Source organism: Aeribacillus sp. FSL k6-2211 (genome assembly GCF_037966125.1).
GTDB lineage: Bacteria > Bacillota > Bacilli > Bacillales > Aeribacillaceae > Aeribacillus > Aeribacillus composti.
Window position 1 is genome coordinate 1,932,876 of sequence record NZ_CP150190.1, and the last position, 11,222, is coordinate 1,944,097.

10 protein-coding genes and 1 pseudogene are annotated in these 11,222 nt (G+C 38.6%); 7 read left to right on the forward strand and 4 right to left on the reverse strand.

Translation table 11 applies throughout. The features are described 5' to 3' along the window. Positions 1-76 precede the first annotated feature (76 nt). Both NSU19_RS09350 and NSU19_RS09355 read left to right on the forward strand, forming a co-directional pair. Positions 77-985, forward strand: a complete 909-nt coding sequence (locus tag NSU19_RS09350; RefSeq protein WP_063389532.1) for a 2-dehydropantoate 2-reductase — start codon at positions 77-79, stop codon at positions 983-985. A 109-nt stretch (positions 986-1,094) separates the two neighbouring features. After that, positions 1,095-1,505, forward strand: coding sequence for a thioesterase family protein (locus tag NSU19_RS09355; RefSeq protein ID WP_339199868.1), 411 nt, complete (start codon positions 1,095-1,097; stop codon positions 1,503-1,505). A 110-nt stretch (positions 1,506-1,615) separates the two neighbouring features. Here NSU19_RS09355 and NSU19_RS09360 read toward each other — a convergent pair whose 3' ends face one another. After that, positions 1,616-2,503: a hypothetical protein gene (locus NSU19_RS09360; protein ID WP_339199870.1), complete on the reverse strand. Its 888-nt coding sequence runs from the start codon at positions 2,501-2,503 to the stop codon at positions 1,616-1,618. 167 nt (positions 2,504-2,670) lie between these two features. Here NSU19_RS09360 and NSU19_RS09365 point away from each other — a divergent pair, with 167 nt between their 5' ends. Both NSU19_RS09365 and NSU19_RS09370 read left to right on the forward strand, forming a co-directional pair. Further along, positions 2,671-3,270 (forward strand): nitroreductase family protein, encoded by a 600-nt coding sequence (locus tag NSU19_RS09365; protein WP_339199871.1) that lies wholly within the window; start codon positions 2,671-2,673, stop codon positions 3,268-3,270. Between the two features lie 430 nt (positions 3,271-3,700). Beyond that, entirely contained in the window at positions 3,701-5,146 is a 1,446-nt protein-coding gene (locus NSU19_RS09370) for a DHA2 family efflux MFS transporter permease subunit (protein ID WP_339199873.1), read from the forward strand. A gap of 65 nt (positions 5,147-5,211) precedes the next feature. On the opposite strand, the gene NSU19_RS09375 is transcribed toward NSU19_RS09370, so the two are convergent. Beyond that, on the reverse strand, positions 5,212-5,778 hold the full coding sequence (locus NSU19_RS09375; protein ID WP_063389527.1) for a spore coat protein: 567 nt from the start codon (positions 5,776-5,778) through the stop codon (positions 5,212-5,214). 103 nt (positions 5,779-5,881) lie between these two features. Further along, the gene (locus tag NSU19_RS09380) at positions 5,882-6,175 is read right to left on the reverse strand and encodes a hypothetical protein (protein WP_066246704.1); all 294 of its coding nucleotides are present in this window, start codon (positions 6,173-6,175) and stop codon (positions 5,882-5,884) included. A gap of 436 nt (positions 6,176-6,611) precedes the next feature. Between NSU19_RS09380 and NSU19_RS09385 the strand changes: the two genes are divergently transcribed. Then, entirely contained in the window at positions 6,612-7,418 is an 807-nt protein-coding gene (locus NSU19_RS09385) for a Cof-type HAD-IIB family hydrolase (protein WP_066246706.1), read from the forward strand. A gap of 126 nt (positions 7,419-7,544) precedes the next feature. Here the strand turns inward: NSU19_RS09385 and NSU19_RS09390 are convergent, their stop codons facing one another. Further along, positions 7,545-8,726, reverse strand: a complete 1,182-nt coding sequence (locus NSU19_RS09390) for an IS701 family transposase (protein WP_063388773.1) — start codon at positions 8,724-8,726, stop codon at positions 7,545-7,547. A gap of 488 nt (positions 8,727-9,214) precedes the next feature. Between NSU19_RS09390 and NSU19_RS09395 the strand changes: the two genes are divergently transcribed. Together NSU19_RS09395 and NSU19_RS09400 are read left to right on the forward strand one after the other, a co-directional pair. Beyond that, positions 9,215-10,381, forward strand: a complete 1,167-nt coding sequence (locus NSU19_RS09395) for a KamA family radical SAM protein (RefSeq protein WP_144597999.1) — start codon at positions 9,215-9,217, stop codon at positions 10,379-10,381. A gap of 367 nt (positions 10,382-10,748) precedes the next feature. Continuing rightward, positions 10,749-10,975, forward strand: a pseudogene (locus NSU19_RS09400) (cytoplasmic protein). Positions 10,976-11,222: the final 247 nt, after the last annotated feature.

Below are 11,222 nucleotides of genomic sequence, written 5' to 3' on the forward strand. Positions count from 1 at the left end.
GCAAAACTTGCATTTCATTATTTTCTGTTTATTCTGTCATTCATAAGCTTTTTGATTCAATTGAAGGGGGAATGTTATGAAAATCGCTGTTGCTGGAGCTGGCGCGGTCGGCGGCTATTTTGGAGCTTTGTTAAAGAAAGCCGGACATGATGTTGTTTTTCTTGCAAGGGGCAAGCATTTAGAGGCAATGAAAAAATCAGGTTTAGTGGTTAAAACGAATGATCAACTCCTCACAATAGACGGTGTTTTTACAGATAAAATAGAGGATTTTGCTGATTGTGAGCTGATACTGTTTTGTGTGAAATCAACAGACACGGAAAGTACAGCAGAACAGATTGCCTCTTTGCAGAATGATCGCGCAGTTGTTTTGACGCTGCAAAATGGAGTCGACAATGAAGAAAAGCTCGCTCAAATTTTAGGTGGAAAAAGGCTCTTGTCAGCTGCAACCTATCTGTCGTCACATGTGGAAGAGCCTGGGGTCATAAAGCATAGCGGAAGAGCAAAACTAGTAATCGGTGCTCTGGATGAATCTCTCATTTCGTTCCGCGATAAAGTGGCAGATCTTTTTCGTCAAGCTGAAATTTTTGTAAAAACAACAGATGATATCATGCTGGATAAGTGGAAAAAGCTGTTGTGGAATGCAACCTTCAATCCGCTTGCTGCTTTATCCAAAGCGACTGTCGGTGAAATTATGGAGCATAAAGAATTGAGGAAAACAGCTGAAAATGCTTGCCGAGAAGTGATGCGAGTAGCCAATAAAATCGGGATTCCATTAGATGAAGAAATGTTTCATCGCACTTTTGCCAATTCAGGAGCAGCTCTGAAGCATAAGCCGTCCATGCTGCAAGATCGATTGAAAGGAAAAAGGATGGAAATCGAATCATTGTGCGGGTTTATCGTGAAAAAGGGGCGGCAGATTGGTGTTGAAACGCCTGTTCTTCAAACGTTGTACAGCAATTTGCTTTTTCTTGAAACACATCGATGATCCGATGGACAATTCCTATACACATGTAGGATTCAATTCCATTCATACATAAATATCGATCGATTGATAAAAACAGAAAAATAAGACATAAAAGAAAGGACGATTTAGCATGAAGACCATTCCAGATACAGAAATTTATGTAAGATATTGCGAAACGGATGCGTCAGGCCATGTTAACAATACAAGCTATTATTTGTATATGGAGGAAGCTCGGACTAAATTTTTAAAACACATATCAAAACAAGTAGGGAACCAAGACTGGAAATTTATTTTAGCATCCACAAAATGTGATTACCTTGCCCAAGCGTATGCCCATGATACATTAACGGTAACTTCAAAAATTACGCGGATTGGAACGAAAAGCTTTTCGATGGAGCATGAAATAAAAAATGCAGAAACGGGGAAATTGATCGCAAAAGGGGAAGGAGTTATCGTTCATTACAATTTTAAGTTGCAGCGTTCTGAGCCTTTAACTCCTGAAATGCGTTCGATCCTTGAACAATACTTAGTAGCTGTTTAATGAGCAAGGCAATTTTGTAAGCCTTATCAGTTGAATTAATATCATTCTGATGAAATAACTAAAGAAAAAGGATTTTCCGAATGTATCCACCGGAAAATCCTTAAAATTTGTTATTCAAACGCATCACGCACAACTTTTTTGACCGGGTCGACTGCATACCAGCCCCATGTAGAAGTATGTCCCTCTTTTGTCTCCGGATCACTGATCACGATTTCATAAACGTGAATAATATATTCGCCTTTTTCATTATCATGATCATATTCAACGTAAACGTTAGAAGTATTTTCAATTTTTAAATACTCCCGAACTAGCTGTTCAGCTTCTGTATGGCTTATAGGACGGCTTTTCTTTGATTCCTCAGCCTTTTTTTGCTCTTCCTTTCTCTTTTTTGCTTCTTCTTCAGCTTTTTGCCGCTCTTCTTGAAGTTTTTTCTCCTGCTCCTGCAAGTATTGATTTTTCGCCGCAGCCGCTTGATTCATGAATTGTTCTGCATTTTTGGTAACGCTGACGATCTTCTCGTTATTTGATGTTGTTTCCGCAATTTTCTTAAATATGGCGAATGCTTCGTCAAACTTGTTTTCTTCCAACAATGCTTTCCCTGACTCAAGTTCAGATTCCATTTCTTTTAAAGCGGCGCTCGTTTTTTCCGCCTCTTCGATTATTTTTTCAGCTTTCGGTTTGAGAATATCAAGAACCTTGGAGGTTTCATTTGAATTTTTGATTTTTTCTGCCAATGATATGGCGGTTTCAAATTCTCCTTTTTCAAGGGCAGCAACGCTGTCTTTAATTTGTTTTGACAAATCCAGCGCCAATTGAACTTCTTCAGTGTTTTTTTCATGAAGAGCTTTGTTAAAAAACGAGATGGCGTCGCTGTATTGTTCTTTTTTTAGCGCTTCAATACCAGATTCCATGTTGGATTTATATTCTTTTGATGTACATCCGAACAGAAACATCATGGCAAAAATCAAAATGTAGAAAAATAAGTTCCGCTGTTTCAAGTTTTTACCGCCTTTTCTAATATTATTGATTTCATGTAAATTATATCCCTCAAAATACGGCTCTTACAAGAAAAAATTTTATTCAAAACGTTACTAAGAAGTGTAATAGGCAAAGCGTTTAAAAGGAATGATATAAAAAGATTGAAATTCAGAAAGGAGAGATGAACGTGTCAAATGACTTTTATTCAGCAGTCAAACATCGACGCACTTATTACGGAATCAGTAAAGAATCAACTGTTTCTGATGAGCGTATTCAAGAAGTGATCAGCCACGCAGTTCTATATACACCATCCGCTTTTAATTCCCAAAGCGCCCGAGTCGTTCTTTTGCTTGGCGAGCATCATAACAAATTGTGGGATATAACGAAAGAAACGTTGCAAAAAATTGTTCCAGCGGATCAATTTGCTTCAACAGATGAAAAAATAAATTCATTCCGAAATGGATACGGTACTGTATTGTTCTTTGAAGATGACCGCGTTGTTCAAGGGTTGCAGGAACAATTCCCATTATATGCGGACAATTTCCCGATTTGGTCACAACAGTCTTCTGGAATGCTGCAATTTGTGATTTGGACTTCGTTGGAAATTGAAGGATTGGGCGCCTCGCTGCAGCACTATAATCCGCTCATCGATGATGAAGTGAAGAAAGAATGGAATATACCAAATGAATGGAAACTAATTGCTCAAATGCCGTTCGGAAAAACGACAGCTGAGCCCGGTGATAAAGAAATAAAACCAATAGAAGAGCGATTGAAAATATTTAAATAAGATGCTTTTGTTTTCAAATTGTTGTCACCCCTTTTCAAAAAGTAAAGCTGAAAAGGGGTTTTGCATTTGAAACAATTCAAACCGAAAGAGAAAAAACGGCTGTTCTTTTTTATATTGGAAGGAGTGATATTTTTTTTGACACTTATGATGTAAAAATTTTTTCAAACGTTTCCTACTTATTATCAAAAAAGAAAATAAAGGTGAGCGAAACAATTGCTTTTTTCTTCATCTTCCTTCACTATGGTAATGTACGCTAATATAAATATAAAGACAACAATTGCTTCATTTATGGAAAACGCTCTTCAAGTTTCATCCCCATCAAGTATATATTCTTCCTATTTACAAAGAAAAAATATTACAATAACATGTATTAAGCAGTCTATTTGTATCGCTAAATAATATAGAAAAATTGTTAGAAAGAAGGATTTATATGGGAGAAGAACGAGACCTAGCACAGGAAACCTTTAATAAAGTGCCGCTCATGATTGTGTTAATGTCCGGCGCTTTTGTTGCCATTTTAAACCAAACGTTGCTTGGAACTGCTTTGCCGCATTTAATGATGGATTTCAAAGTTGATGCCAATACAGTTCAATGGCTGCAATCGATTTTTATGCTTGTTAATGGGATTATGATACCGATCACCGCGTTTTTGATTGGTCGTTTTACGACAAGAGGACTGTTTCTTACAGCCATCGGAATTTTTGCTGTTGGAACTGCAATTTGTGCAATTGCTCCTAATTTTTCTGTTTTAATGGCAGGGAGAGTGGCGCAGGCTGCTGGTGCCGGAATTATCATGCCGCTGATGCAGACAATCTTGTTTTTAATTTTTCCCGTTGAAAAAAGAGGAACGGCAATGGGGATGTTTGGACTCGTTATTGCATTTGCGCCAGCAATTGGTCCGACTTTATCTGGTTACCTTGTAGAGCATTTTGCATGGAGAAGCTTGTTTTATGTGCTCTTACCTATTGTAGTCATTGATCTTATCTTAGCTTTTTTCATCCTAAAAAACGTTACGCGGCAAACTTACCCAAAAATCGATATTTTATCCATCATCCTTTCAACGTTAGGCTTCGGCGGTTTATTGTATGGATTCAGCGCAGCTGGAAGCAGCGGCTGGGGGAGCGGTCAAGTTATTTTATCGCTCTTCATCGGTTTGACCACTCTTACTTGGTTTATAATTAGACAGCTGCAATTGGATGAGCCGATCCTGGAATTCAAAGTATTTAAAAGCAAGACATTTTCGATCACAACTGTTTTAGGCATGATTGTGTTTATGTCTATGATTGGCGGAGCAGTTATTTTGCCGATGTTTATGCAAAATATGCTGGGATTTTCAGCATTTGAGTCCGGACTGGTGCTCTTGCCAGGCGCACTTGTCCAAGGGGTGGCCAACCCGATAACAGGCAGATTATTTGATAAATTCGGTGCCAAATGGCTGGCGATTATTGGATTTTTTACCTTAACGATCACGACGTTTATGCTGTCGCACCTCACCTTACATACAACGTTTACCTATTTAGCGGCAGTAAATGCTTTCAGGATGGTCGGTGTTGCGATGGTCATGATGCCGGTGACAACCGCCGGTTTAAATCAACTGCCTACATATTTAATTTCACACGGAACTGCGATGAACAACACAATGCGGCAAGTAGCTGGTGCAGTTGGAACAGCCTTGCTTGTGACAGTCATGACAAATACAGCCTTGCCTGAAAAAGGTATGGAAGGAATGATACATGGAGTAAATATATCTTTTGTAGTGGCAGGGATATTCTCTGCGATCGCTCTCGTCTTATCGTTTTTTATGAAAAATTCGCAAGAAGTAAAAGACGGAAGTCTAGAGGAAAAAGAAAACAAGCAAATTATGAGCGAAAGCTAAATTTTTTTCTTCGCAATAGCTAAAAAATAAAGCAGAAGCAGGGTAAGCCCTGCTGCTTTATCGTTTTATGTCTGCTGATTGTTCATTTGATTGCCAGCCGGTTGATAATGATTGATGATCGCTTGAGCAGTATTTTGCTGAAAGACCGGCACTTGATAATAACCTTTTTGGTTCATATATTGCCAAACTTCATAAGCTTGCTCTGCGCAATTTTTCGCCCCTTGGAGCACGACATTTCTTAATTCCGGATCTGAGCATTCCAATGCAGCATGCATCCTTAATGCTGCTGACGCTTTTAAACATCCTAACATTCCTGACGCAACATCATGGTCGTTCATCTCGTTTATTGAGCTGTTGGGAGCTTCCGGTGTTCCGCCTGAGGTGCCAAAGGAAGGGCTTGCATTTTTCAATGGGCGGTAAGTGCTGAAATTTTGCTGACTGCTCTTGTTTCTTACTATTTGAACGATTGAATTGTATTCATTTGTCATAAAAATGATTTGATTTTGCAAAATGTTTTGCAGCTCTGGATCTTTGCAATGGGGCTGATAAAGTTGAAATTGGTTAATTCCATCAATTGTGTTTGTTAAAACTTCATGTACTTCCATTAATTCATGAGCACCTAATTGATTCATACCTTCAATCCCTCCTAAGTAATTTTTTAACAGTTAGTATTATGTTTGAAATTTTTAATTTTATACAAAAAACCCCTCAGTCTGCGATACTGAGGGAAAACATTTAAGAAATTATTTTTACACGCTCTTTTCCAGAAAAGCTTTTACATACTAACATCTGACTAAATCTATTAGAATAATTTGTACGTGCTTGTATCGTTCCTTGTTCATCCATTGTGAGGATCCATCCTGCAGGCAATTCTCCTTCAAAATATTCAATGAAAGATTGAAGCTTTTCAGTCGATTCAGGGATCGTTACATACCCTTCCGTTAGTTGATACCATAAATCTCTGACAGAACGAAGGGCTTCTTTTAGTTTATATTCTTTTTCCAGTTGTTTGACACTTCGATAGATCATTTGATATTCACTCCCTAATAAAAACTTATAACATTGAAGAGTGAATCACTATGAAAAAATTTTTCCAGTTGAAGGTAAAAAAGCCAGACAATTTGCATCTATAGCCTAGTTGTGCGTGTATCTATTTGCCATCTTCTTGTCATTTGTTGTATACCCAGCCGATGCTTCGAATCCAGCTATTTTTGCATAGATGTCACTGTCCATTTTGTACTGAAGCTTTCTTTTTAATTTTCTAAACCTCTTCAATCTTTTGGGCAGCCATCAACCGAGCGGAAAGTGACTTTCTGGCAAATCAAGCTCTTTGACCGATAATGCAGTGATTTTCTTGTAAACAGGAAATCTTTACAGCGATCAGGACGATTTTGATAAAATAGGTAAGAGAAAAATAAGAAGTTTCTTTATTATTTTAAAAAAAGAAAGGAATTGGGATGAGGATATGAAATGTTTTTCAATTGATTTAGATGGCACACTATTAAATTCGCAGCATGAAATTTCACATGAAAATTTATCAGTTTTACATGAATTGAAAAAGCAAGGACATGAAGTCATTTTAAATACGGGACGTGCATTTCCGGACGTCATCAAGATTAAAGCGGTTGAAGAGCTCCAAGTGCCGATTTTTTGTGTTAATGGGGCTGTATTATATTCCGATAAAAGAGAGCTGATGTATGAAGCAACAATAGATGAAAAAACGTTTAAAGAAATTTTTGCAGCAGTAAATGCTCTGGATGTCGGAATTCTCGTTTACACCAATCAGGGTGGCTTTCCATCCACTTTACCGCCTTTGCATAAGCTGAGCTGGAAAGAGATCGAAGAGATGTTTCGCCAATTTGATTATGACTCTATTTTCAAGCTGGAAAATGTAAAAATCTATAAGCTGATTGGATTAGTGAATCATGATGAAACGGAAAAAATCGATCGAGTGAAGGAAGCTTTAAGCGAAAGAAGCGACCTCTCCATTGCCTCATCATTTCCGAATAATATTGAAATTACCTCCAGCGAAGCACATAAAGGAAAAGCGATTTTACGCTATCAAAAAATGAAGCAGCTGACATTTGAAGAAATTTATGCGTTTGGCGACGGAGGCAACGACATTTCCCAATTCGAGATCGCGACCACATCGGTTGCAATGGGAAATGCTCCAAAGGAAGTGAAAGAAAAAGCCGATTTTGTCACGAAAACGAACGATGAGAACGGCTTTGCCTATGCGGTAAAAGAACTGTTGAAGGCTGTATCAGTTTAAGCAATGCTTCATGCTGCCCGAAAGAATTCATGTAAAGCAGGAAGCCGCTTATTTTACTTATTTACTGTAGTTGAGCAATTTTCATTACAATAATTACCATGTAAAAAGAGACAAACGGAGTACCCCTTATGCCACATGAAGCTGTTTTTTAACGACATCAATGGGAATATCTTGTTTCGCTGCATCGTAAATAAACTCCACGAGGCTATGTCCTTTCTTCTTTCGAAGGAAGTCAAGCCCGGTAGAGAAATCGCTGTTGGATTCGACCATACTGTACACATAAGCGAGTTGCACCAAGATCCAATACCGTTTCACCGCCCGACGTTGACGAACGCGGTACCCATCGAGCTTCAGCTGGTCTTTCGCTTGTCGAAAAAAGCATTCGATCGACCAACGCTGGGCATAGTAGCGCAAGATCTCTTCATCGCTTAGCTCCCGGTCGGTGCTCAAGACGCAGTGAAGATGTTCAGGTGTCATCGGCTGATCGGCTTTCCAAGCCAACAACACAACGGCATCATCGAGACCTTTCAGCGCTCCCTCGTAGCGATACACGCGATAACGCTCTTCTCCCACCGTGACGAGATGGGTGTCGTTCGGTTCGATATAGCGGGCAAACTGTTTGGCTTGGATGGCGATGCCTTTTGGATAAAGAACCCGATTCGTCTTGAGCATCGCAATGACGTGGAATCCTTTTTTCAGGCAGGCTTCCACGAGTGTTTTCGATGGGTACCAAGAATCCATCAGCACATAAACAGAACCGTGCACATCCAAAGAAGAAAGCATCTCGATGGCCCATTGACCCTTGCTTTTCCCATCCGCCTTGTCGTAGAGGCGAAACGCAAAGGGAAAGGCTTGCGTCATCGTATGAACCATGAGCCAGACGAGAGAGTGTCCCCAAATCGACTTTTTGTCCGCGTGAGAATAATGCCAATTACACCCTTCAATAGCGTGTTTCGCCTGTGACGAAGGCTTCGTTTTTCGGCAGATCGTATCATCGATCGAAACAAAAATGGGGTGATTCTTTCGCTTGGCCGTTCGTTCCACATGACGAAGCATCCACTGCTGGAGTTTGCGAAGCAAGATTTCTTCATCCCAAGGGCTTTTCGTGAAAAAATGGCTCAGTGTCGTTCGATGGTTGGGATGAAAGCTCTCATGATGCAGATCGGTCAAGGTTCCCACAAATCCTTTCGTTGTCAGCGCATCGATAATATGAACGAGATGCTTCATGACCGGCTTAGAGAAATAAAGGGCCAGCCCCAACATTGCGAAAAACTTGTCGATTCCTTGGTGATGTGGTAGTCTATTCATGAGACATGAACCTCCTTGAGAATGGTTTGGTGACACATCTATTCTAATCAAGGAATCGGGTTCATGTCTCCTTTTTTTTTGTTCGGATGTAAATTTATGTTAGTGAATTTGCTCATCTACAGTTATTTATATAAAATATAGAAAACGATTTTTTTTCCATTTTTGGCTTAAGTCAATATATTGTTTGAGCGGGGATAAAGACTCGCAAAAAAGGATTCTAAATTTAGTGAAAGCTTATCAAGATATGTCAGATATTTATTCCTTGTTTTAGCAAATGTAGTGGAATCTGCCTTCTATTTTGACTTGTATTAGAGAAAAGTCCGCATTGGAAAACTAGCTTAATAGTTTTCCTTGCTGGAAGGCAAATTTTTTTGAAAAATATTATCGAAATTTGCAAAAAAATAATGAACGTTTTGGACATATTGCTAAATAATTTGTTACTATATGTTATCATAGAACTGTTAACAAATGATGGGGGAGTGATACATGTGGCGATGCCAAAATATATAACAAACATCGACAAAATTGAACAAATCCCAAAAGAGGAACGGGAAAAGCTGAAGCCGATCACAGAAAAATATGTGTTTCGGGTCAATGATTATTATTTAAGCCTGATCGACTGGAATGATCCAAACGACCCTATCAGAAAATTAGTTATTCCAAATGAAGGAGAAATGCGAGAGTATGGGAGGTGGGACGCATCAGATGAAGATACAAACTATGTCGTTCCTGGCTGCCAGCATAAGTACAAAACAACAGCATTGCTGCTAGTTTCTGAGGTTTGCGGAGCATATTGCCGCTATTGCTTTCGAAAAAGATTATTTAGAAGTGATGTAAAAGAAGCGATGGCAGACGTACAGCCTGGTATTGACTATATTCGCAAAACTCCTGAAATCAACAATGTTCTTCTAACTGGAGGGGATCCTTTAATCCTTGCTACGAAAAAATTGCGCATGATCATTGAAAGCTTACGAGAAATCGAGCATGTAAAAATTATCCGCATCGGCTCCAAAATGCCTGTCTTTAACCCTATGAGAATTTATGAAGATGAATCTTTACTCCAACTCATTAGAGAGTTTTCATCTCCTGAAAAACGAATCTACATTATGGCTCACGTCAACCATCCGAGAGAAATTACGAAAGAAGCAAAAAAAGCTTTTGAAGCGCTCCATGATGCCGGAGCAATAGTGGTCAACCAAACTCCAGTATTAAAAGGAATTAATGACGATCCTGTTGTTTTAGGCGAATTATTAGATAAGTTATCATGGGCGGGAGTAACACCTTATTATTTCTTTGTGAATCGACCTGTTGCTGGCAACAGTGACTTTGTATTAACATTGAAAGAAGTTTACGATATCGTTGAACAAGCAAAAGCAAGAACGTCAGGTCTAGGCAAGCGCGTCCGCCTGTCAATGAGCCATACCTCTGGGAAAATCGAGATTTTAGCTATCGAAAACGGAAAAGCGTATTTGAAATATCACCAATCTAGAGATGGCAATTATGGACAATTTATGGTGCTTGATTGCCCTGATGATGCAACATGGTTTGATGATCTGCCTGGCAACGAAAAGTATTGGAAAAAACCAAAAAAGAAAACAGACCAAGTTGTTTCAGTCAATGAATTGCCAGATCATCCTAAAAAAATAGCACAATAAAAAGTGATGGACAGGGGCTGTCTAATAAGTCGATTTTCCGGCTTATAGACGCCCCTTAATGTTTTAGAGACGTTGATATATCGACGTTTATGATTTTTTGTTTTCGATAGGGATTTGACTTTCTGGATAACCACTTTTAAAAAAATACATTATAAGAAAGGCAATTTATGACGTGAAAAAAATAACGAAAAGAAGGTACAGGTTGTTCTTGTGAATGAAGTGGAGCTGATGAGAATTTTGTTCAATAATAGCATGTATGATGCATTTGTATACAATAGAAGATTTTACCCCTTGGTATGGCCGTTCAGATATTATAGCAAGAGAATTTTTTTGCAAAAATTAGGAAGGCGATAAATTGAAGGGAAGTCTGTGCAGAACAGCACACCGATTCATCAGTTTTAATCGAAAAGAATTGAAAAACGATGAAATTTGCGGTTGTTTTTATTGTTTAAAAATATTTCATCCTTCTAAAATGGTGCGATGATGAAAAGACTGCCATTTGCCCTTTTTACGGCACCGATTCAATGATCGAGCAAGTTCCGGTTATCCTATCACAAAAAGTTTTTGAACCGCATGTGTAAGAAATGGTTTTAGTCTATTAAATTATTTATCATTTGGAATGAATTAGAAAGTTGAGGAAATGAATTTGAAAATCGGAAAAATGGCTCGAATGTACTTTTAGACCGAGTAAGTGTCCTGTAATTTTTTTCTACAAGACTTTTTACATCATTTTAAACACCGTCATCTCAGAAGTAATGGAGATTTCGAAACGGCGCCAAGCGTTTTATATGAATTAACGAACATTTGTAAAACTAAACGGAAGCGATATTGTAAAGACAAT